The sequence below is a fragment of the Bradyrhizobium sp. LMG 9283 genome, from assembly GCF_045571415.1.
Taxonomy (GTDB): Bacteria; Pseudomonadota; Alphaproteobacteria; order Rhizobiales; family Xanthobacteraceae; genus Bradyrhizobium.
In genome coordinates this window covers 2,272,727-2,293,279 of the sequence record NZ_CP120691.1, presented here as the reverse complement: position 1 = coordinate 2,293,279, position 20,553 = coordinate 2,272,727, and the positions used below count along the sequence as shown (strand labels likewise).

Here is a 20,553-nt window from a genome sequence, read left to right as displayed (position 1 = left end):
TTGGTCACTCCCCTCAATACGCTGCGAACAGCATATCGTTGATGCGGGTCTCGAGCGCCGCCTGCGTGCCAGTGCCCAATTCCTGCGGCGGTACGCTGTTGAGCTCCGCCTTGACCTCGCCGGGATGAGGCGACAGCAGCAAAATGCGCGTGCCGACGCGGATCGCTTCCTCGATCGAATGCGTGACGAACAGCACTGTGAAACGCGTGTCATCCCAGAGCCGCAGCAGTTCATCCTGCATCTTACGACGCGTCAGCGCGTCGAGCGCAGCGAAAGGCTCGTCCATGAGCAGCACGTCGGGCTCCATCGCCATGCCACGCGCGATGGCGACGCGCTGCTTCATACCGCCCGACAGCATGTGAGGATAACTGTCGATGAATTTCGTCAGCCCGACCTTGTCGATATAGGACTCTGCGCGATCTTCCGCCTCAGTAGCAGTTGCCCGCCCGCTCGCGGTCAATGCGAACACGACATTCTCTCGCACCGTCTTCCATGGGAGGAGCTGGTCAAACTCCTGGAACACCATCATCCGGTCTGGACCGGGATCGGTCACCTCGCGGCCCTTCAAGCTGATATGTCCTTCGACCGGCCTGAGATAACCACCGATCGACTTCAGTAAGGTCGACTTGCCGCAGCCGGACGGGCCGAGCAGCACAAATCGGTCCGACGAATACACGTCGAAGGAGACGCGCCGCGTCGCAGTAATGATGGCGCCGGGGGTTTTGTATTGCAGCGTGACGCCGGCAACCGAAAGCAACGGGGAAACCGTGCCGGTATTGAAGGGGGCGTTCATGAACCCTTTCCTCTATGCGTTTCCTCGCGCGCTGTGGCGCTTGATGTGCTATTAAACCGCGAAACTGACTTTTACCTGACTCCAGTACGAGTGCTCCCAGGTGCGCATACTCGTGGTTGAAGACACCAGCGATATCGCCGAGGCGGTGGTGGCACGTCTCGAAACGGCGGGTCACGCCGTCGATTGGGGTGCCGATGGCAGCGCAGCTACAGAGCTGCTTGCTGTGCAGACTTACGACCTGATTATCCTCGACCTTAATCTTCCGGACGAAGACGGTTTGTCGGTGCTCAAGGGATTGCGAAAGCGTCGCATCAAGACGCCCGTCCTAGTCATCACGGCACGTTCTGCGGTAGACGAGCGCATCGGCGCGCTCGATCTTGGGGCCGACGACTACCTCACGAAGCCATTCGACTACCGGGAACTGGAGGCGCGAGCGCGCGCCTTGCTGCGTCGCAGCATTGGCCTTTCGGATAACCTATTGCGCGTCGGGCCGTTAACGATCGACCGAGCGGGACGGGTTGCGAGCATCGAAGACAAGCCGCTCAATCTGACGCGCCGCGAATTGACGGTACTTGAAATCCTAGCCGTAAGACCGGATCGTATCGTTCCGAAGGAGGAGCTCGTCGAGCAGCTCTTCAACTTCGATCAAGGACCCAACGCGAATGCCGTCGAGCAGTTCGTGGCGCGTTTGCGCCGGAAGCTCGCTGATGCACCCATCGAGATCAGGACTATGCGTGGTTTGGGCTATCAGCTTGTCGCGACGTGACCTGCAGCTTTCGCTCCGCACCCGTATCATAGCGCTGCTTTCGGTGGTGCTTGCCGCTGGTGCCGTCATCCTCGGTTTTGCAGCCTGGAAATACGCTTCGGTAGCTGCGCAGCAGGCCTACGACCGCCTTCTAAGCGGAGCAACGATCCAGATCGCGGAAAACGTCTACGTACAAGGCGGCGTCGTCGCTCTCGACCCTCCGGTTGCCGCCATCGCGACGCTCTCGGCCTATGATATGGTCTTCTATAAGGTCGTGGATCCACGCGGAATTGTCGTGGCTGGGTATGGGGATTTGGCTTCCACAGCCACTGAGTCTGCGGCAAGAAGCGGCGTCGTACTGGAGGATGGTGTCTATCAAGGGCAGATCGTACGAGTTGCGACGATGGCCCGTCATATCGAATACCCTGCTCAGGCGGGATGGGCAACGATCGTGGTCGCCCAGACAACGGACGCGTCGTCGGCCCTCGCGCGCGAACTGACGCTAAAGGCGCTGACCGTCATCGCGGCCATGAGCGCGCTGGCTGTGCTCGCAGCAAGCTTCGCCATCGGTTTCGCCCTGAAGCCGCTCACCAAGATTGAAAGCGAGATTGCGAACCGGCGCGCGGACGATCTTAGCCCCATCCATGCAGAACCACCCTTCGAAATTCGTAGCCTCGTGTTCGCCATCGATGGCTTCATGCAGCGCCTTGCGGACAGAATGAGTTTGATGCAGCGCTTTATCGCAGATGCCAGCCATCAGATTCGTACGCCGCTTGCAGCGCTCGATGCACAGGTAGAATTGCTCTCCAGTACGAAGTCGCCGCAGCGGCGCGCGGAATATCTGGCTCGAATCCGCGACTGGACGACGCAATTGGCGCGTTTGACGAATCAACTGCTTGACCATGCGATGGTCATCCATCGCGCCGACGCGGCGCTAGCCGCGCCTGTCGGGCTCAACGAGTTGGCAAGGTCAGTGCTTGCAAACGCCGTCCCGCTGTCGCTGTCGCGCGAGGTCGAAATCGCCTTCGAGCCGGCGGATCCGACACCGGTTATCATGGGCGATGCGATCAGCATACGCGAGGCGCTCGGCAATCTGATCCACAATGCGCTCGTCCATGGTGCGCGGAGCCGACTGACCGTTGCCGTCGGCCAAAATGGAAACTCTGCCTGGATCGAAGTACGGGACGACGGTACCGTCTTTGATCCGACGACAGCCGAGCAACTCGTTGCTCCCTTCGCAAAGGGTGAGAGCTCGTCCGGCTCGGGGCTCGGGCTCTCGATAGCCAACCAAGTTGCCCGAGCTCATGGCGGCTCGCTCAACTTCGCACGCTCCGATGGCTTCACCACTGTGCGTTTGTCGATCAGACGAGACGCAGTTTAGCATAACACCAAGACCGCGTGCGAACGTAGCAGAAGATGGAGACGCCATCCGCTATTGTTCTTACAGTTAAACGGGCCATGGGATCTAAGGGCCTCTCATGTCCGCAGTGCCCAAGAGCAGGGCAACATCCGCTGTAGCTGAAATCGCCTGAGAGACGCAAGCCTCGGTAAGGCCGCAGCTTCCTGCCAATATTGCTTGGCTACAGTTGCCTTGATGCCCTCGTGGGCATCGGAAACGACCAGCTTGACGCCGCGCAGGCTCCGCGTCGGTCGAGGTGGCGGAGGCTGAAGGACGGTCGCGGTGGGCTGCCGGTGGTGCTTTGGCCATACTAAACTTTGCGAACCGTTCGATTCTTGCGCCCGAAGGCCGGCGCAGCTGGCGGCGGTAACGCTGTTCCGGCCGCAACCACCAGCAGATCCGCTCTCCCCTTCAAATAGACGTCGTACATCGCCTATCGCCGCCTGTCTTCGAACGCTCCAGTCCAGCCTCTTGGTTGCCTTGGCAACGTCGTCCAAACAAGATCGTGGACGACATGAACACTCCCGCCGCCGTCGCTAGTTCTTTTCCCCGGTCATCAGAGGCGCTTCCCTGGACGATGACCTGCCTTCTGTCTTGATGTACGACCAGCGCTCCTGCTGTAAGAATCCCGTACGATATAGGCGAGAACACGGTGTCAATCGGCGTTCAAATTTGGCTCTGACTCACTTTTGATGCAGTTCGAGTGATGTTTGGCGCATTGATTGGGGGAGAATCAGCGCCATGCAGCAAGCACTCCACCGCTCCAGTCTGGTGCCGCGTGGGTTTGTTGTAGAGAGTGCGTGCTACGAGGGTGATAAGGCCGTCATTACGGTCCGGTCGTCCGGAAGTGTTGGCCTGTGTCCATCGTGCGGGACAGTATCGCGGCGTATCCATAGTCGGTATCGACGGCGCGTGACCGATCTGCCGCTGTCCGGGCGGGTCGTGGAGCTCCTGGTGATCGCCCGGCGCTTCCGTTGCGACGCCGTCCTGTGCGGACGCCAGATCTTCACTGAGCGTTTCGCCGACGGGCTATTGGCTCCATCGGCGCGACGGACGACGCGGCTCGACTGCATCGTTCCACCACCTCGGTCTAGCGCTCGGCGGACGACCGGCCGCTGGCTTTGCGAAGCGGCTGATGCTGCCAGTGAGCAACGACACGCTGCTGCGGGTGGTCAGGCGCCGTAGCCGCCCGCCGGCAGATCGGCTCGCCATCGTTGGCATTGATGACTGGGCCTGGCGGCGCAACCATCGCTACGCCAGCATCATCTGCAATCTGGAGAGACGCCGGGTTGTCACGCTCCTGCCGGATCGTGAGCCCGCGACCGCACAGGCCTGGTTTGCCGCTCATCCGACTATTGGGGTTGTCGCCCGTGATCGTGGCGGAGGGTATGGCGAAGCGGCGGCCAGGGCTTTGCCGCAGGCGGTGCAGGTCGCAGATCGCTGGCATCTGATGGAGAATGCCAGCCGGGCCTTTCTCGACGCTGTCCGCAAATCGATGCGCCAGATACGCAGCGTCATCGGTGCCACAACGATCAATCCTGAGCTGCTGACAGCCGCGGAGCGCCTCCAGTATGAAGGCTATCTGCGCCGCGAGGACACCAATGCGGCCATCCTCGCCCTGTCGAAGAATGGCATGCCCATCAAGCAGATCGTGCGCCAGACTGGCCATAGCAGGAAGCTGGTACGGCAGGTGGTCCGCGGCGAACGCAACGATGTCTTCCGAACCCGGCAGAGTTCGCTGGACCTGCATCTGCCATGGCTTGATGATCAATGGGCCTCCGGCTGCCGAAATGGTGCCGAACTCTGGCGACGCTTAACGGCGCGTGGCTTCAGGGGCTCGCTCCGCGTCGTAAGCGAGTGGGCGACCCGCAGACGACGGGCTGAAAAGACCGACGCCCAGTCGGCCAGAACGATCGCACGCCTTATGACGGTCGGACGGGACCTGCTCTCGAAAGCAGAGACCGTCACGGTCGCGGCGATTGAAGCCGGCGTACCCACCCTCGTCGAGGCGCGCGAGATCATCGCCGACTTCCACTTGATGATCCGGCGCAAGGCTGAGGAGGCACTCACCCCATGGATCGAACGCGCCCGGGCCAGTATCGTGGCCTCGTTCGCCAGCGGCGTCGCGAAAGACGAGGTGGCTGTCCGGGCAGCAATTACGCTGCCCTGGTCCAACGGGCAGACTGAAGGTCAGATCACGCGCCTTAAGCTCGTCAGACGTCAAATGTACGGGCGCGGAAAAATCGATTTGCTTCAGGCCAGACTAATCGGCGCAGAATAGGCGATGCCAAGGCGCCCGTTGCCTTGGTTCTACCTGCGGAAGGCATCCAGGCATGGGATCGCGAAGGAGAAGCTTTGTACGATCCCGACGGCCTCGCTGCCTTCGTCAACGAAAATGCGTTCTGCCATTACCCCACCTGTCGAACTTCATGAAATCAAGGCGCACATCAACAGCGCCGCCTTTATCGAGCGCGTGCTGCAGATCTTCGATCGTTGGGTTGAAGCTGGCATTGTGCCTGCCGGCCGAACCAACGCGGCTGCTTGAGAATGTCGGGTCCCAAAGCGCTCGTGCTGGATTTCGGCGGGGTCATCTCAAAGACCCTTTTTGAAACGCACGACGCGACCGAGCGGGCGCTCGGGCTGGCTCCTTGCACATTGAAATGGCTGGGCCCCTTTGCTCCTCACACCGACCCGTTATGGGTTTCAATGCAGCGTGGCGAGATTTCGGAGCGGCAATACTGGCTTACGCGGAGTCGAGAGGTCGGACGTCTTCTCGGCGAAGATTGGCTGGACATGGAGACTCTCGTACGGCGAGCACGCAGCGTAGACCCTTCCAGCATCGTTCGACCTGAGGCAGACCGGGCCATTCGATTGGCACATCAGTCCGGATGCAAACTCGCGATTCTCTCCAACGAACTCGATCTGTTCTACGGAACGAGCCTTAGGCGGCAACTCCCGATCCTGCAGTACTTCGATACGATCGTCGATGCGACCTACACCAAGATCCTGAAGCCTGATCCCCGCGCTTACCAGATGGTGCTTGGCGAACTACAGTTGGACGCCGAAGAATGCGTCTTCGTTGATGACCAACATCGGAACATCGCGGGGGCTGCAGGCTGCAGGATGCGCACCGTGCAGTTCGATGTTCGCGACCCCTCAAGCTCTTTTGAAGAAGCTTTGCGTCATTTCGGCCTGAAGTCCAGTCCGCCGGAGCCGTGAAACATATGCATGACAGAAATTTCCTGATCGAGAACAACGCGAGGTCAATCTGGCATCCAATGGCTCATCCCGCGGAGATGCGGGAGCGCCCACCACGCATTATTATGAAGGGCGAAGGCGCCTATGTCACCGACATCGACGGGAACGAGGTCCTTGATGCGGTAGGAGGTTTGTGGAACGTGAACCTCGGGTACAGCTGCGATCCGATCAAAAGGGCTATTCGAGAACAGCTCGACGTCCTTCCCTACTATTCGGGTTTCCGCGGCACCTCGACGGGCCCGTCGATCGAGCTCGCTTACGAACTAGTGGAATGGTTCAAGCCAGACGGTATGGCGCGCGCATTCTTCACATCGGGCGGCTCGGATTCGGTGGAGACCGCACTTCGCCTCAGCAGACAATATTGGAAAATCAAGGGCCAACCGGAACGTAGCAAGTTCTTGGCGCTGAAGAAGGGCTATCACGGGACCCATTTCGGCGCGGCGTCCGTTAATGGCAACTTGGATCAAAATGCGAAGAGTTCAAGCTGAGCAAATCTTGTCCGCCATGTCTTAATAACCGGACTCGTGGAGCGACGTCCCACTTCGGGGAAGGGCCAGATCCGGGACGCCAAAGGTGGCGGAGCGGCGGCACTTCAACAATCTAGGTTGCAAGCCGTTGACAGGAATTTGTTCCGATCAGAAACTCGGATCGAAACGGAGACGGCTATGATCCAACAGCTGCGCATCTATGAAATCTTCGAAGATAACAAGGTAGCGTTCCACGCCCGCTTCCGCGACCATGCCGTACGCATCATGCAAACCAGATACGGTTTTCACATCGTGGCAATGTGGGAAACAAGGTTCGGCAACAGGACCGAATTTGCCTATCTGTTGGAATGGCCAAATGAGGCCGCAAAGACCGCCGCATGGTCAGCCTTCATGGCCGACACCGAATGGTCGGAAATCAAGCGGGCGACCCATGCCGAGCACGGGCCGATGGTTGGACAGATTGAGGACCGCTTGCTTGTGCCGACAGACTATTCGCATGCCAAGGGGCGGAGCCTCTTGTGAGCATCCTGAACACAACAGTTCGCCTGTGAGATCTCCCCCTCAATGCTGGACGCCTCGACGGCTGGCACATTGTTCGGCTCCGGGTCAGAAGCGTCGGTTTGGCTGCCAGCGCGCGATGTCCGGTCTGGCCCCGACTACGGTCGTGCTGAACATCGCCTCCACCTTCGCTTACGGGCCACAAGGCGACATCACTCCATCGGTGTGCTAAGCAGAATCGCTTAACAGAGACGAAGTTGCGATGTCGTTAGCCTCGAACGCGATCGCTTTAATTTGGCCGCTGGGCACAATGGGTCTAGGCGTTGCGGACGCTTGGTTCATCCGGCAGATGCGCCGAAATCTGGCGCCCGGATTGGCTCAATTCAAGGGCTATTCAGATTGGCGCCTCGAGGGGCGCCGCCCCGCCCTTTGGCGCGACCCGTCCGCCTACAGCGAACAAGGCAGAAGATATCGACGCTGCGCCATCGTGATCGAAGTCTTGTTTCTTCCTTGGTTCTTCGGAGGACTTTTGGTGTGGGCGCCAAGATGAGGGCCCCAACACTAGCGGCCAGTGGTCGTCGCGGGTTTTTCTCCTCGGGCACCACCACCGGTGCAGGCGGGATCGAAATGTTGAAGTACGGCTGCCATAACCAAGAATAACAGCCCGCACCCCACAAAGGCTGACAGCCCTGCGCGGGACTGATATGTTGAGATCATGGATGCTTCGGGCTCGTCGTATCCGAGCTGCTTGATCCAGACTTCACGCGCTCGTCGCTGAACACCCCCCATGCCGTTCGAACGAACAAACATGTAAGTCGATCCCCTTCTCCAGACCGCCACCTGTCTTTTCGCAATTTCGATACTCAGATAAAATGACGCGAACGAAATGCCGATTACCAAAAATGCGGTTATCACGCCTATTAGAATACGAAACATCTGAAGATTCCCCGGGAGAAAGGGATGACTAGGGAGGATCAGTTAGCAAAGCTGGCACGGCGGGCCGATGAGCAACAACTGTTGGCCCAGCAAGAACGTAGATTTCATGAATTGCAGGACAGTTACTATCTGCACTATGCGATCGGCGACACCCATTTAGGGATACTGTTCGCCGCTTTCAAATTGATGACCATCCCGTATTCCCAAATCCTCGAAATGGAAGTTGCATCGATTTTTGACCGACGACCGGCGCAACTTGATCTAAGCAATGGTGTTCGACAGATGTGCAGGATCAAGAAATCCCGCGGTTGGTTCCGGTACGTCATAGTTACTCCAAGAGAGCCCGAGCTTCGACTGGATGCTTTTCACAAGTTTCGATCGCGGACTAACCCGATCAACATGACCACCCCTCCGTTGCCGCAGTTCCTCAGCCCTCATGACAATTCCCAGTGACGGGTGGGTCAAAGACTGCCTCGGGCAGCGCGGCTTGCGCGATCAGCTTGCCTCCCGAAACCAGACCTCGCGGCACTCTGAGCTAAGGTCGGCTACGGCCCGGAAGAAGGCTTTCGTTATTTCAATGAGATTGCGAATAGTCCAATCGGAAAGATCCAAAAGACGAAAACCATTTCGACCCTCATCATCCAGGCGCGGTATTTTTGCCCTTCATTGTTGAACAGCGTCTTATCCACCTGTCCTGCAAATTTGCGGGAGAACGTTACATCTTTCCGTTCGACACCGGGAGCCAAGTTTTTTAGGGCGTGTGTTCCGAGATAAAGCTCAAGTCCAGCAAAGACCACTGCACCAACGACCCAGACATAGACCACCATCGGATCAACTCCCTCTGCGATCTAGTCTAACGTGCCGCTATGCTTGCGGGCCCAATGGGCGTATCACTCAAACCTTACGCCAACCTGTATCGATGACAGTGAAGTCACTCGCGGAAAAAGCAGGAAAGCCTGTTGGCCTGGGCAGGGCCGGCGGGTGAATTGCCAGGCGACAAACGCCGCTAGTTCGGCCCTCTTCTGCCTCCGTCAGTTCGGCTCCTCCCCGCTTTCCCCTGAGTTCCATTCGGATGATGAACTCGTTGTGACGCTCCTCGCTCGCCGATTACTTTGTCGCCAATCATACGCAGGTTGACAGCTCGTCGAGCTAGGTTCTTTATTTCGGACACGGGGATGTGCGATCTCCCGAGAGGCGACATGCCCAAGAATCGCGTCCTGATCACCAAGGGCGCAGCATGTCCCCGCCAACCGCACCATCCTTCCAGTAACCTCCGATTGTTAGCGGAGCTGGTGCCGCCGCGCTCTGGCGTGCACATCGAGGCTTCACCTGAAGCAGGGTCATACCAAGGAGAACGATCATGGGAACACGGATCATCTTGTCCACCGTCATGGCGATTGCGAGCGGGCTGCTGCCGGCCGCGCACGCTCTGACCCAGGAGGAACTGGTCGCCCGTCTCCAGGCTGCCGGCTACTCGCAAATCCGGGACATCAAGTCGACCGCTGAAGGCACGACGGCTAGGGCCGCGAAGAACGGCACGGACGTGCGGCTCCTCATCGACAGCAGCGGCCAGGTTAAAGAGCAGAAATGAAACGCCGAGGCCCGGGATCTCGCAACACATGCTCAAGGGAACTGATCCATGCAAAAATTTATCTCCGCGCTGATCGGCATCGGTGCCTGCCTCTTCGCGAGCGCTCACGCGCAGGGCATTGATTGGCAAAAGGTCGACGAGACGCTGGGCCGCAAACCAGCCCTTGCGGACGATGTCCATCGCTACGGCTTTCCACGCACCGATCTCACCGTGACTTTGGACGGAGTCACGATCAAGCCAGCGCTGGCGCTTGGCGGCTGGGTCGTATTCAAGCCCATGGCGGCGCGATGGTCATGGGCGACCTCGTGCTCTTGGAGACCGAGGTCAATCCCGTAATGGCGAAGATGATTGCGAGCGGCCTCGAGATCACCGCCGTGCACAACCATCTCTTGCGAGCAAGCCCGGCGACCTTCTACATGCACGTCGCCGGAAACGGCGATCCCGTCAAGCTGGCGTCTGCCATCCACGATGCGGGCGAGAGCAAAACGCCAATGACGGCTGCCGCGCCGGCCAGTCCGCCCCCTGCAATCGACCTCGATACCGCCAAGCTCGATCAGATCGTCGGCGTCAATGGCCAGGCCAACGGCGGCGTCTACCAATTCAACGTGAAACGGCGCGATGCCATCTCGGAAGACGGCATGCTGCTGACGCCGGTCGGCGCGATGGGCGTCGCGACCGCCATCAACTTCCAGCCGACCGGGGGCGGAAAGGCGGCTGTCACGGGTGATTTCGTCCTGACCAGTGGCGAGGTGAATCCGGTTATCGCAGCGCTGCGGACGCACGGCATCGAGGTGACGGCATTGCACAGCCACATGCTGAATGAACAGCCGCGTCTCTTCTTCATGCATTTCTGGACGAACGACGACGCCATCAAGCTCGCTAACGGCTTGCGCGCCGCGCTCGACAAAACGGCAAGCACGAAAAGCTGACGTATCGACACCGTGCCACCCAAACAAGCCCGCCCCCCTTTCGGGAGCGGGCGGGTAGCTCAATAGAATATCTTCAGGTCGAAGCCGTGCACCTTGCAGAAGGCCTATCTGCTTCCGTGGGATGACGAGATCGACCCCAAGCGAGACCCTGATGGCCGGCAGCAAAGATATCGCCGGCAGCTGGAGCTTCGATACAAGGTCTTCGGGGTTGATCCCGAGAAAAAATATTGAGCGATGGACATGCCAGTCTATGACAAACGCGCGGCGCGGCAGGTCAGCTACGGCACGTCGCGCTTTCGCGTTTTCATCCATCCGATTATAGCGGGCGGCACACCGAACCCAATGATGACCAAGATCACGGCCCAATTGCGTGGGAGATAGCCTTCAAGGACAAGTATTCGAGCCGCACCGCCCGACACGAAAAATCCGGCAGCCGCGGCAGTCCACTGTAAAGGCGTGAGATCGAGTCCTTTGTTGATCGGCAGGCTCACGGATGCCACTCTTGGGTTGCACCTTAGACGAGAGTTACATGCGCAATTAGGACTTGCGCTGCTAGGAATGTCAAACGTTCGGAATGTCCTCTCTAGCTCAAAGGCGGCTTAGGACGACATGGTTCATCGTTTGATGATCGTGAGGCAAGGTGATGTGGGCAGAACTCTCAAAAGCGTCGTTCATTAGTATTCCAATAGTTGGAACTCTATCTGGGCTGCTATGCATGCGAGCGGCTATTCGACGTACAGGTTAGTCGGAAGTCACTTGGATGGAGCGAATTTTCCATGGTTCTACACCGCGCTGCAAAGCCCTTGGTACGCAAAGCAATTTTGGGGACAGGATGATATTGCTAAGGCGCTCCCTGATGACTTGAAGACCATAGTCACTCGCGCGAGAATCCGGATTAATTTCGGAATGGCTACTGCGAATATCGGCAGGGAGAAAGAAAATGACGTTCTTAGAAACAGTTAGACGGAAACCACCCGGAAATTTCCGGGTGGTTTCCACGCCGGAGGTGTCATGAAGCACTCCGGGACGCCGAAAAATCCAGGACGCAAAGCCGGTCGAGACGGACCGACCAGCAAGAGTGGAGGCGGCGGAATGCACATTAGGATGTGTATTTCAGCCGGCCCTGCTAAGCGTGACAACAGCGGACCCCACGGCGTCGTCGTGGGGTCAGCAAATCCGATAGGCAGAAGGCGCGGTTGCAAGATGGCCCTACGCGGCCGACCCAAAAAAGGCCAACCGACTTCACGCCGCGCGCCGTTCCGCTGGATTCAAGTCCGCCAAGGCCGCGGCACTCGCTCACGGCTGGAGCGAACCAACCTATCGGGCGCACGAGACCGGCAACCGCTACATCGATACCAGTTGGGAGGAGGTCTACGCCACGGCGTTCGGTGTGGATCTCGACTGGTTGCGGAGTGGTTGCGGCGAAGGCCCGGCGACCGATCCGGTCCGGGAGGCTCGCTTCCGGGCTCGAGTCGAGCGTGAGGGCAACCGAGCGAAAAAGGATGCACAGGAGGTAAGCCGGCGCTTGCGAGTCGCACGCCGCGTTGCAGGCTTTACGTCGGTCAGCATTGCCGCCAATGCACTGAAGCTCAAGAGGAGTACATTGTCCGCACACGAGGTCGGGCAGAATGTCCTGTCGGCCGACGTTGCACGCCTTTACGCCATGGCGTTCGGTTGCAGCGCGAATTGGCTGATGACGGGAGAAGGTCCGTCGGGATTGCCGGCCGCGGCCGATGCCCAACTCGAATCCTTGCTCTCGCTGCACTCTCGGCTGGAAAGCCACCGTTGCAGACGTCTTTGTCGGTCTGAGGCAAGCTCTTGATGCTCTCCCGTTGAGCTTTCTTCGCTGGACTATCCAAAGCCCCGCACGAAACGTGAGGTTTCGTTCGAGACCGTTCCCGAGATTTCCCCAATCGAACTCTTCAAAGCCAAGACAGAAGGAAAGACGCCGCCCGGCCTCCCAGGGCGTGAGTTCGGCTTTCCAGTCGGTTTCCTGAGCACCACCTTCGGGTGTGCGCCAGCCACGGGAGCCATTGTAACCGCTGGTCCTGACGTAAAAGTCCGTCATTACCTTTTGATCGATCGCGCGTTCACCGCCAACCGAGCAGATCGATTCCTGCTCGTCCGTAAAGACGGTCGTACAAGGGTGTTACGCGGTGATGACGATCAAATGCCGAGCCACAATTCAGAATGGATCGTGGTCGGAAAAATCTGTGCGGTCTTGGGACAGATCGAACAAGAAACGACAGATTTGTCATCTCTCGCTCCATCGGAGTCTGCGCGCGGAAAAGGGTAGGCCGTTCAGGCGGCGATTTCCGCTTCCATCGGAGTCGATGCTGGTTCGATCGGAGTCAGTCGACTGCGATTACGCCTCGTTTGGAGTGCTTAGGCCATCGGTCTTTCGCGACGAGGCAGTCAGGCGGGGGAGGCTGCGCTCAGCGCGCTACGCGCAGAGATCGAGTTCTTGCCCGACAGGCAACGCCGCGCCTCCACCGAAATCAGAACCCGAGCTTCAAGGTCGGATCGACGCAGCCCTTCATTTTTACCGATTTCTCTCCGAAACCGTCTTGCATGCCGTCCACATCTGGCTTGGTCAGGGCGTCAATCATCTTGATGTACTCGACGCCGCTGGGGGTCGCATGTAATGCCGGTCTCTCATCCACGTCACGGACAGTGGCATAGCCCGCCTCGATAAGCTCGGCGGCGGGCACGATATCGGCGGCACTGACCCACAAACCGATTTCGGAGTCCGCATGACCCATTGCCTTCCGCAACATCAGGAAGGCGGCGTCGGTTAATTGGATAGGTTTGGTGGCCATGGTCAATTGAAATATAGCAGGCTCGAAAAACAACCTATTCGGAATATTTTGTGTGGGAAGGCGTGAGCGGCCCGCCTCGTTCTTCGTTAGGTCTCACCTTGGCTTTGCGCCCGTTCTTCGCTCCCGGCGATAGTCATCGATTTCATCCACCAAGCTCGCGACTTCCCTGATCCCTACGGCAAGAAAATCCTTGGTGGGAAGACGTGGCAATCCGCCGCCAGGCAGAGGATAACGGGTCGAAGTGGCGTACGCACTGAACCGGTCGAACGCCGCCAGGTCAGGGCGGAGGACGTGATCGGCGGGCAGCAGTGCCGCGAGGGCACCGATCTGGTGAGTTACCCCAGATGGGATGCCTTCAACGTCGAGCACTGCTTTTGCAAGCTTTTCCGCCGCCTGTTGCAAATGAAACGCGGCATTTCCAGGATCCCTAGTGGAGACCAGCCTGGCGAGTTCGAGGTCGCGGCGCGCAAGGGCAATAAAGCTTTCGGCCCTGTCGCTCATGTCTTCGACCTGCCGCGGCGTTGCTCGCGAGCACGGTAGATTTCTCGCCCCTGCGTCACGGCGGCGTGCACCAGTGAGGTGGGATCGTCCCTGTCTTTTGCGAAATTGGACCACGAGCAGGGCACGATGTCGCAAGCCAATCCGCATGCGACTACCGGGGCTGCAACGGCGAAGTGCGAGTATGACTCCTCCGGCAGTCCATCCGGCAGGACAACCAACAAATCGAAATCGCTGGCGGGCCTGGCTTCGCCCCGCGCGCGGCTGCCGAAGAACCATAGGGACAGTGGGCGCAGGTCAGCAACCAAGCGGTCGCGAAGGAAAGCGATTGCCGCTTCCTCATCGCGGAAGGGACCCACCGGCCTCGCCCGCGGGTTTTCCAGGAACCGACGCAGCTCCATCCCGCCTTCTTCTTGCCGTAGCAAAGCAGCGACTTTTTGAAGGATTTCCCGATGCTCCGGTTTCGCTCGTATGGACTGGACTGATAGGGCCATTGGGTTTCCGTAATACGTTATGCCCTCCAATGTAATACGGATAAATTGCTCCTTCAAGCTCTTCGCGACCGCGAGTTGGAGGGCCAACTTAGCCATGCTGGCGGGCAGAGCTTGCTGAAGCACCGCAGCCGCGTATAGGGGACTTTCTCAGCCAGTTTTAGACGCCCGTTGGACCCCGCCGTGCGACCCCGTGGCAGGGGCAGCGGCTGGGGCCGGGGCGGTCCGGTAGACCTTGCGCGTTGGTCGCCGGGAGCCGAGATTTGGTGAGTGGAGATGGTTCGATGAGCGCGATGCCGTTTTCAGACCTGCGGCCGACCGTGGTGATGGCCGACCCGTCGCCCCTGATCCACCTAGCGGCGGTCGGTCAGCTCGACCTGTTGTTCGAGTACGGGCATGTCGTGCTCGCGGACATCGTGCGGCTCGAGACTTAGCTCGACCAGAGCAAACCGTTCGCACCGGAGATATCGGCCTGGATCGAGGCAAACCGCGGATCGCGTCTTTCGCTTGCCGACACCGATCTCGGTCCGGTCTACGAGCTCGCGATCAAGACCGGGGTGCGGCCGCCGCGCAACTCGGAAGAGCGAGCCATCGTCGACTGGCTCGCCGACAACATCGTGCACCAAGGCGGCCCGGCGCTCATCATCTACGAGAACGGCAAGATCCCGAACATGCTGCGGCGGGAGGGTCTTCCCGAGGACGTCGTGGTAATGACCAGCCGGTACTTCCTGCGACTCTCGCAGGAGCGCGGGCTGCTCGCGGACGCGGAGGCTACGTGGACTAGGATCGCCGAGATCGACACTCGGTCCAACCCGCAGGCCGAAGCAACACTGATCCAGAGGAGCATCTGATGGACGACCGGTTGACTTCCATCCTCCGCCGCTACTCGCATGGCGAGATATCGGCAGAGCGGGCGGCCGACGAGATGGGGGCCACCTACAACGTCGCCGACGTCTACGTGCTGTCGAGAGAAGCCCGGCTGCCACTGCCTGACCCTGACGGACCGTTCGAACGGGCGCAATTTGAGAGGGCGAAGCGCCTATTTACCGGTGTGCCTAGAGATCAGAGAAGCACGCGTAACTGCGGACTCAATTCGCGCCAGCCGATGCGCTTCAGCAGGCGTGGAGCTCGCCGGACGTTGATCGATGGGTGCATGCCCGAGAAGGGCCTAGGCCTATTCTCCAATTCCGCGCCTGTGGTAAAAGCACTGCGGTCGGTCAGACTCCGATTAAAGCAAAAAAGACTCAGATCGAACGCGAAACGACAGCAATTGTCGTTTCGGAGCGAAAAAGCGCAGTAGTTTCAGTTTACGGATTATGGCCCTTCGGAGTCCATTCTGGCTCCACCCGAGTCGGTTGGGCAGAACTTGGTTCCATCCGAGTCTGCTCCTTTCCGGCAAATTCAACTCAGACCGTCGCGGTACCGATCGACCTAAGCAGCAACACTTCCACTCGCTGAAATCAGCAAATCCGCCGGAATATTGAAACGCTCGCGCAGACGCTTCACCATCGTCATGCTCAATTCGCGCTTGCCGGACATGACCTCACTAACCCGACTCGCAGTGCCCAGAAGCGGCACAAGATCAGCGCGCGTCAAACCATGTTGCTCCACCAAATAGGCCAACAAATCGGGCAACGGCGGCGCTTTGCGCGGCCAGCGCGCGCGTTCATACGCCTCGATAAGGCGAGCCTGCGCGACCATGCGGGCTCGATCGGCAGCCTCGTTCGATTGCATCAGCTTGCCGACAAGCGCCTTGGCCGCCTCATGATCGGCCTGGTTCTGGACAATTATCAATGTTGCCTTCATCACACCGTCTCTGCGTTGACCTTGTCATAGTCTTCATGACTGCCGAAGAAGCGGATCATCAACACACCATCACGATATTGAACTATGGCGATCAGGCGGTAGTCATTGGCCTTGATGTTGAACACCACACGTCCGCCTTTCAGGATGCTCGCCTTGGGATGCGATCGCTTCACCTGTTGCGGCGTCCGCCAGTCCGAACTCTCCGCAATCGCAAGCCATGCCCTGTATTGAGCGCGCGCCGCATCGATGCCCCGATGACCGGAGCGCTCGGCAAAATAGCGCTCCACAATGTCCGTGCCAATCACCAGCATGAAAGGATACTACCCATGAGTTCCCAAAAATGGAAGAGGACAATTCCATTTTTGGGAATTTTTGTCGCGCAGCCGAACGCGAGCTACGGGCCATCCTGTAGGAAGAAGAGATTGGACCTTCGGGCGCCACCGCGGGCCCGCTCTAGCAGCCAGCCCGCCGTCGCAGGACGAGGTTAGCTGGCGGCCTGAAAACCGAAAACTGCGACAGCTTAGCCGCCCAAACTTCATCCAACGGATCGGCAGGTCCAGACTCCGATTGAACCTAAACGACTCAAATTGAACCGAAAACGACAACAATTGTCGTTTCTCGCGCAACCGGAATCGGCGTGCCCAAAAGGGCAGGGATTTCAGGCGCCAGTTTCGGCTTCGATCAGAGTCAATGCTGGTTCACTCGGAGTCGATAGGCCGCAATTACGCTACCATCGGAGTCACTCTGGATCACAACGCGCCTACTTTCCGTCGACAAGTTTGACGCCGATCCTATCTGCGAGAACAACGAGATCTGTGTACAGGGAGTCGATAGTCAGCAGGTCTTGCGGAGTGCCCACGGGCGACAGATCCGCCGTGGCCACGCGATCGCCGAAGACCACGATCGCCAAAGAGCGATCATCTTGGCGGGACACCCAGCAAAGTCCGTCGGCGTGCGGGCGAGCAGCGTGAATAGCTTCGGCCCAGCTTCGAGTGTTCGGATACTCGTCCTTTTCAGTATCAATCAGCTGACGGCGTTGAATCCCGAGCCGTTTGAGCGCAGTCACGCTAAGATCGACGAGCTCTAGGTCTCGTTGCGGCGTGACTTGCGAATAGACGTGACCGGCCAGCTTTTGCTTGTCGAACGTTTTTAGTCCGGCGACAAACGGCACGTCATGAAAGGCGGTTTCCATGGCTGCGCAATCGAAGGTCGTGCCGCCATAAAGGGTTGGAATGTTCGAACCGTCCGAAGCTTTGATCGGACTGAACCGGGCATTGCCATACGGACCTGGATTGAATTGGTTGCTGCCATAGATACTTGGGTGAATTCGATGAATGACCTGGCCTTTTGGCCAAGTCGTTGTGTTCACTAGATTGGCCAGGTCGGCGGGCGGAGCAGGTACGGCCAGTGGCGGGGATACCGTAGGCGGGCGTGGTGGCGGCTTGGCGGCCTTTGGCTTGGCGGTCGGGCGGTGTACACCGGACTTCTTCCTAGCCATGGAGCACGCCGGCTACCTCGTCCTCGGCCGCCGCGACAACGCGTTCGGGCTTGCTAATCAGCAAATCCTGCGGCCGCTTGCCACCAAGGAAGCTGTTGACCGACGCAAACCAATAGGCGAGTCCCCAATCATCCTTCTTTCCACGGAAGACCTTCAGCACTCGTGCCAGGTCTTTCGCCGGCCGATAATCCGTCGATGGACCGAAAGCATAGCCCGGAAAATAGTCTACGCCGTGATGACGCACGGCGAAGATCTGCCCATCCTTTTTCCATTTGTTTGGTTGAGCGCTGGGATTACTCGAACTAAACCCCGCCATCTCCGCGACCTCCGCCGCCGTCATCCATTCGCCGGTCTCCAGCACCCCCTTGCGGGCTTCGGCTGTCATCCGGGCCTCAATCAGCTTGTGTTGAGGCATGGGTACATCGGGCACTATCGCCTCGATGATCGACTGGTATTTCGCCTCGTGACGGCGCTCGATGATGCCAGGGATCAGCGCGGCTAGGCCGGCAACCGCATCTAGGAGCGCGTGCGCAAGCGCTTTGTTGCTATGCTGCAATGTCAAAGCAACAACCTGGTCCACCGGCAGGTGGGCAAGTTTTTTTCGAACTTCGTCGGGCGTTCCGGTAACGGTTCCGACACCCGAGCGCTCAAGAGCTTTTTCTGCGGCCGTCATGGCTTCATTCCAGGTGATATCGATTACCTATATAATGCAATAACCTAAATCATCAAGCGCCCTCGCAATCTATTCTTAAAAGGCTTGTTTAGAACGACCTAAAGGCGTCTAAGCCGCTTCGAACCTCGGTGGGCCGCATTGAGCTCACAAGCTGGGCAAACCTTGGAAAAAGCGATCTAGATCGCTTTTTCCAGAACAAGGTTCCGATTGCCGCGCTTTTTGGCGGCGAGGTGCTTCATCTCGATCCCGCGGAGATCCGCCGCTGCGCCATTCACGCTCCTTACGCGAATCTAACTCGATAGGAAATGATCTCGGGTTGCAGACGTGCCGTAGTGGTGATCCTCAAGAGAAGACGCCGTTCATCTGGTTTTGGGCTACAACCGTAACGGCTTCCTGTTGGCCTGCCTTCAAGGCATCCAGGGCGGTCCGTCCGCCGAGCTCCGCGTGATCGGTCCGCAGGAACCGATAGACGGACCACGGATCTCTGCCCAGTATCTCAAACAGCTTGGACAAACCGGGCAGCGGCAAGCCGGCGTCCGTCACCTGCCAGCGGGGATATCTCACCGCGCGGGTCGCGCCCTGCAGTCCGAGGACTTCGCCCCGGCCGCGTTTGACGTTGACTGTCTCGTGCGACGCGCCAATGAGCGAACCAAAATCGCTCGCCGTCAGCATGTCATCGCCCTTCAAAATCTCGGCGACCTTGACCTGCCCCCGCTCTCTTGCCGCCGCCAGGGCCGATTCCAGCGCGTCACTCTCCGCGACCGGAGCGGCGACAGGTTCAGCGACAAGTTTCGCGCCACCATTAGGCGAGACGCGTACAGTGTAGTCGAGAGGGCGTCCCGCCTTCTTGGCTTTCTTCACGACCGCGATGTAGCCTTTCAAGATCTTGTCGATCGCCCCCTTCCTGGCAAGCGCCGAAAGGCCTTCCGATGGGGACTGTACTTCCTTCACGGTTACGTACTTGCCTGTCGCGGCGCGCGGCAGCTTCTTGCCGCGCTTCTTCTTCGCGGCTGCCAGTCGATGCACTTTCTTTGATTGCGCCATGCTGGGACCTCCTCCGCTAAAATGGGGTAGATTATCAATCTCGTCAAGTTCATCAGGTTCATCAGGAGGACTCGCCGGAGCTTACCAGGAACCAGAATCGGCACTTCCATGAGGTCCCAATCCCGCAATCGGGCCTATCTCTCGGGGACCCAGCGACTTCGATGGAGACGTAATGTCAGCCTCCGATGGAAGCGGAAAGCGTCGTCTGAGATCCCTGCCCTTTCCCGCGCTCAGACCCGCTTGAGCGAGCGAGCGACATGGGGTGTCGACTTGGATTAAATGTGAGTCATCCCGGCTGGGTTCGAGTCTGCTGCGGTCAATCGAGTGACGGCTCGATGCAAATTCGACCCGATAGACATGACCGGCGCGCCTGAGCTCAAGTCGGCCTTCCCGAAATACCTCTGGCGTTCGATCTATTTTGAGTTTGGTGCGCCCTATTCTGAGCCTGGCTCCAGAGATTGAACTGGCGGCCTGTCGGGCAGCAAGCAGCTTGGGGATCGCGGGCCTAGGACACGTCCAAGGTTGACTGCGATACCCAGCCGCGCAGCGGGCTTGGGTAACCTGGAAGCCCGACCCGCATCGTGTCGGCCTGCTCCAGGATTCGGCAAAGCGCTACTTTGTCCCGTAGAACGTTTCTGCCGAGGAACACGACTTGGATCGGCGCTGCGTCGGGCGGTCGCGCAGGCCAGATCGAGCCGACCGTGGAAGTCAATGACCTCCCTGCTCCCGCCCGCCTGGTGCAGGCGATCGATATTTTGAGTTGGCAGCATCCGGCTGCGGCTGTCCGTCGGCGTCCAGTCGAGCCAGAGCGTGATGGGCGTCATTGAGTTGCGCTTGTCCGAAGAGGTCAGCCGATCTACGGCACCCGGAGTCGATCTGGAGCACGCTACAGCGCTTGCCCGTCCGCCCAGCCGATGTCACGGAGCGCAAACCCTAAAGCATGGATCGCCATTCCGCGTTCTCATCACCGGGCTCTACGCGCTTCGTGCACCGGGCCATTTGTCGCGGCCTTCGGTCACGGTCTCAGAATTTGGTGGAAAGACTATCACAGGTTGAAATCTTCCCGGCACCTGTTACGCTCACTGCA

The 20,553-nt window shown here is 59.0% G+C and carries 22 protein-coding genes and 4 pseudogenes; 13 read left to right on the top strand and 13 right to left on the bottom strand.

Annotated features, from left to right (window positions below; all coding sequences use genetic code 11):
- Nucleotides 1–13: 13 nt before the first annotated feature.
- A complete protein-coding gene (locus P6U29_RS10675; protein WP_407117547.1) occupies nt 14–793 on the bottom strand; it encodes an ABC transporter ATP-binding protein in 780 nt (259 codons plus the stop codon).
- Nucleotides 794–893: 100 nt separating this feature from the next.
- Between P6U29_RS10675 and P6U29_RS10670 the strand changes: the two genes are divergently transcribed.
- The 7 genes and pseudogenes from P6U29_RS10670 (at nt 894) to P6U29_RS10640 (ending at nt 7,205) form a co-directional block, all read left to right on the top strand.
- Entirely contained in the window at nt 894–1,559 is a 666-nt protein-coding gene (locus P6U29_RS10670; RefSeq protein ID WP_407117546.1) for a response regulator transcription factor, read from the top strand.
- Complete coding sequence (locus P6U29_RS10665; protein WP_407117545.1) at nt 1,528–2,919, top strand: sensor histidine kinase; 1,392 nt, start codon at nt 1,528–1,530, stop codon at nt 2,917–2,919. The genes P6U29_RS10670 and P6U29_RS10665 overlap by 32 nt, the downstream gene beginning before the upstream one ends.
- A gap of 759 nt (nt 2,920–3,678) precedes the next feature.
- Nucleotides 3,679–5,218, top strand: a pseudogene (locus tag P6U29_RS10660) (ISL3 family transposase).
- Nucleotides 5,219–5,332: 114 nt separating this feature from the next.
- Nucleotides 5,333–5,482: a hypothetical protein gene (locus P6U29_RS10655; RefSeq protein WP_407117544.1), complete on the top strand. Its 150-nt coding sequence runs from the start codon at nt 5,333–5,335 to the stop codon at nt 5,480–5,482.
- 2 nt (nt 5,483–5,484) lie between these two features.
- Entirely contained in the window at nt 5,485–6,156 is a 672-nt protein-coding gene (locus P6U29_RS10650) for an HAD family hydrolase (RefSeq protein WP_407117543.1), read from the top strand.
- Between the two features lie 5 nt (nt 6,157–6,161).
- Nucleotides 6,162–6,653 (top strand): annotated as a pseudogene (locus P6U29_RS10645) (aminotransferase class III-fold pyridoxal phosphate-dependent enzyme); the annotation flags it as partial.
- Nucleotides 6,654–6,860: 207 nt separating this feature from the next.
- On the top strand, nt 6,861–7,205 hold the full coding sequence (locus tag P6U29_RS10640) for an NIPSNAP family protein (protein WP_407117542.1): 345 nt from the start codon (nt 6,861–6,863) through the stop codon (nt 7,203–7,205).
- Nucleotides 7,206–7,742: 537 nt separating this feature from the next.
- Here the strand turns inward: P6U29_RS10640 and P6U29_RS10635 are convergent.
- Complete coding sequence (locus P6U29_RS10635; protein WP_407117541.1) at nt 7,743–8,117, bottom strand: hypothetical protein; 375 nt, start codon at nt 8,115–8,117, stop codon at nt 7,743–7,745.
- A gap of 24 nt (nt 8,118–8,141) precedes the next feature.
- Between P6U29_RS10635 and P6U29_RS10630 the strand changes: the two genes are divergently transcribed.
- Nucleotides 8,142–8,570, top strand: coding sequence for a hypothetical protein (locus P6U29_RS10630; protein WP_407117540.1), 429 nt, complete (start codon nt 8,142–8,144; stop codon nt 8,568–8,570).
- 116 nt (nt 8,571–8,686) lie between these two features.
- Here the strand turns inward: P6U29_RS10630 and P6U29_RS10625 are convergent, their stop codons facing one another.
- The gene (locus P6U29_RS10625) at nt 8,687–8,944 is read right to left on the bottom strand and encodes a hypothetical protein (RefSeq protein ID WP_407117539.1); all 258 of its coding nucleotides are present in this window, start codon (nt 8,942–8,944) and stop codon (nt 8,687–8,689) included.
- 533 nt (nt 8,945–9,477) lie between these two features.
- Between P6U29_RS10625 and P6U29_RS10620 the strand changes: the two genes are divergently transcribed.
- Complete coding sequence (locus P6U29_RS10620; protein WP_407117538.1) at nt 9,478–9,708, top strand: hypothetical protein; 231 nt, start codon at nt 9,478–9,480, stop codon at nt 9,706–9,708.
- 48 nt (nt 9,709–9,756) lie between these two features.
- Nucleotides 9,757–10,637 (top strand): annotated as a pseudogene (locus tag P6U29_RS10615) (DUF1259 domain-containing protein).
- 278 nt (nt 10,638–10,915) lie between these two features.
- On the opposite strand, the gene P6U29_RS10610 reads toward P6U29_RS10615, so the two are convergent.
- The 4 genes from P6U29_RS10610 to P6U29_RS10595 form a co-directional block, all read right to left on the bottom strand.
- A complete protein-coding gene (locus P6U29_RS10610; RefSeq protein ID WP_407117537.1) occupies nt 10,916–11,128 on the bottom strand; it encodes a hypothetical protein in 213 nt (70 codons plus the stop codon).
- Nucleotides 11,129–13,135: 2,007 nt separating this feature from the next.
- Nucleotides 13,136–13,456 carry a hypothetical protein gene (locus P6U29_RS10605; protein ID WP_407117536.1) on the bottom strand — a complete coding sequence of 107 codons (321 nt, stop codon included), beginning with the start codon at nt 13,454–13,456 and terminating at the stop codon, nt 13,136–13,138.
- Between the two features lie 93 nt (nt 13,457–13,549).
- Nucleotides 13,550–13,957, bottom strand: a complete 408-nt coding sequence (locus tag P6U29_RS10600; RefSeq protein ID WP_407117535.1) for a HEPN domain-containing protein — start codon at nt 13,955–13,957, stop codon at nt 13,550–13,552.
- A complete protein-coding gene (locus tag P6U29_RS10595) occupies nt 13,954–14,535 on the bottom strand; it encodes a nucleotidyltransferase domain-containing protein (RefSeq protein WP_407117534.1) in 582 nt (193 codons plus the stop codon). The genes P6U29_RS10600 and P6U29_RS10595 overlap by 4 nt, the downstream gene beginning before the upstream one ends.
- A gap of 194 nt (nt 14,536–14,729) precedes the next feature.
- On the opposite strand from P6U29_RS10595, the gene P6U29_RS10590 reads away from it, so the two are divergent.
- The 3 genes from P6U29_RS10590 to P6U29_RS10580 all read left to right on the top strand — a co-directional run bounded on the left by P6U29_RS10590 (nt 14,730) and on the right by P6U29_RS10580 (nt 15,745).
- Nucleotides 14,730–14,879, top strand: a complete 150-nt coding sequence (locus P6U29_RS10590; RefSeq protein ID WP_407117533.1) for a hypothetical protein — start codon at nt 14,730–14,732, stop codon at nt 14,877–14,879.
- A gap of 123 nt (nt 14,880–15,002) precedes the next feature.
- Complete coding sequence (locus tag P6U29_RS10585) at nt 15,003–15,296, top strand: hypothetical protein (protein WP_407117532.1); 294 nt, start codon at nt 15,003–15,005, stop codon at nt 15,294–15,296.
- A complete protein-coding gene (locus tag P6U29_RS10580; RefSeq protein ID WP_407117531.1) occupies nt 15,296–15,745 on the top strand; it encodes a hypothetical protein in 450 nt (149 codons plus the stop codon). The genes P6U29_RS10585 and P6U29_RS10580 overlap by 1 nt, the downstream gene beginning before the upstream one ends.
- Before the next feature lie 131 nt (nt 15,746–15,876).
- Here P6U29_RS10580 and P6U29_RS10575 read toward each other — a convergent pair whose 3' ends face one another.
- From P6U29_RS10575 to P6U29_RS10550, 6 genes and pseudogenes are all read right to left on the bottom strand, one after another.
- Complete coding sequence (locus P6U29_RS10575; protein ID WP_407117530.1) at nt 15,877–16,251, bottom strand: type II toxin-antitoxin system HigA family antitoxin; 375 nt, start codon at nt 16,249–16,251, stop codon at nt 15,877–15,879.
- A complete protein-coding gene (locus tag P6U29_RS10570; RefSeq protein ID WP_130370874.1) occupies nt 16,251–16,562 on the bottom strand; it encodes a type II toxin-antitoxin system HigB family toxin in 312 nt (103 codons plus the stop codon). Before P6U29_RS10570 ends, P6U29_RS10575 begins: the two co-directional genes overlap by 1 nt.
- A 449-nt stretch (nt 16,563–17,011) precedes the next feature.
- Nucleotides 17,012–17,749 (bottom strand): RES family NAD+ phosphorylase, encoded by a 738-nt coding sequence (locus P6U29_RS10565; RefSeq protein WP_407117529.1) that lies wholly within the window; start codon nt 17,747–17,749, stop codon nt 17,012–17,014.
- On the bottom strand, nt 17,742–18,422 hold the full coding sequence (locus tag P6U29_RS10560; protein WP_407117528.1) for a hypothetical protein: 681 nt from the start codon (nt 18,420–18,422) through the stop codon (nt 17,742–17,744). The genes P6U29_RS10565 and P6U29_RS10560 overlap by 8 nt, the downstream gene beginning before the upstream one ends.
- 342 nt (nt 18,423–18,764) lie before the next feature.
- Nucleotides 18,765–19,466 carry a hypothetical protein gene (locus tag P6U29_RS10555; RefSeq protein ID WP_407117527.1) on the bottom strand — a complete coding sequence of 234 codons (702 nt, stop codon included), beginning with the start codon at nt 19,464–19,466 and terminating at the stop codon, nt 18,765–18,767.
- 686 nt (nt 19,467–20,152) lie between these two features.
- Nucleotides 20,153–20,309, bottom strand: a pseudogene (locus P6U29_RS10550) (Sir2 family NAD-dependent protein deacetylase); the annotation flags it as partial.
- Nucleotides 20,310–20,553: the final 244 nt, after the last annotated feature.

Excerpts from the sequence above, each read along its gene's own strand:
- P6U29_RS10675 (WP_407117547.1), bottom strand. The coding sequence starts at position 793 with ATGAACGCCCCCTTCAATACCGGCACGGTTTCCCCGTTGCTTTCGGTT.
- P6U29_RS10655 (WP_407117544.1), top strand. The coding sequence starts at position 5,333 with ATGCGTTCTGCCATTACCCCACCTGTCGAACTTCATGAAATCAAGGCG.
- P6U29_RS10650 (WP_407117543.1), top strand. The coding sequence starts at position 5,485 with ATGTCGGGTCCCAAAGCGCTCGTGCTGGATTTCGGCGGGGTCATCTCA.
- P6U29_RS10640 (WP_407117542.1), top strand. The coding sequence starts at position 6,861 with ATGATCCAACAGCTGCGCATCTATGAAATCTTCGAAGATAACAAGGTA.
- P6U29_RS10635 (WP_407117541.1), bottom strand. The coding sequence starts at position 8,117 with ATGTTTCGTATTCTAATAGGCGTGATAACCGCATTTTTGGTAATCGGC.
- P6U29_RS10630 (WP_407117540.1), top strand. The coding sequence starts at position 8,142 with ATGACTAGGGAGGATCAGTTAGCAAAGCTGGCACGGCGGGCCGATGAG.
- P6U29_RS10625 (WP_407117539.1), bottom strand. The coding sequence starts at position 8,944 with ATGGTGGTCTATGTCTGGGTCGTTGGTGCAGTGGTCTTTGCTGGACTT.
- P6U29_RS10620 (WP_407117538.1), top strand. The coding sequence starts at position 9,478 with ATGGGAACACGGATCATCTTGTCCACCGTCATGGCGATTGCGAGCGGG.
- P6U29_RS10605 (WP_407117536.1), bottom strand. The coding sequence starts at position 13,456 with ATGGCCACCAAACCTATCCAATTAACCGACGCCGCCTTCCTGATGTTG.
- P6U29_RS10600 (WP_407117535.1), bottom strand. The coding sequence starts at position 13,957 with ATGAGCGACAGGGCCGAAAGCTTTATTGCCCTTGCGCGCCGCGACCTC.
- P6U29_RS10590 (WP_407117533.1), top strand. The coding sequence starts at position 14,730 with ATGAGCGCGATGCCGTTTTCAGACCTGCGGCCGACCGTGGTGATGGCC.
- P6U29_RS10580 (WP_407117531.1), top strand. The coding sequence starts at position 15,296 with ATGGACGACCGGTTGACTTCCATCCTCCGCCGCTACTCGCATGGCGAG.
- P6U29_RS10575 (WP_407117530.1), bottom strand. The coding sequence starts at position 16,251 with ATGAAGGCAACATTGATAATTGTCCAGAACCAGGCCGATCATGAGGCG.
- P6U29_RS10570 (WP_130370874.1), bottom strand. The coding sequence starts at position 16,562 with ATGCTGGTGATTGGCACGGACATTGTGGAGCGCTATTTTGCCGAGCGC.
- P6U29_RS10565 (WP_407117529.1), bottom strand. The coding sequence starts at position 17,749 with ATGGCTAGGAAGAAGTCCGGTGTACACCGCCCGACCGCCAAGCCAAAG.
- P6U29_RS10560 (WP_407117528.1), bottom strand. The coding sequence starts at position 18,422 with ATGACGGCCGCAGAAAAAGCTCTTGAGCGCTCGGGTGTCGGAACCGTT.
- P6U29_RS10555 (WP_407117527.1), bottom strand. The coding sequence starts at position 19,466 with ATGGCGCAATCAAAGAAAGTGCATCGACTGGCAGCCGCGAAGAAGAAG.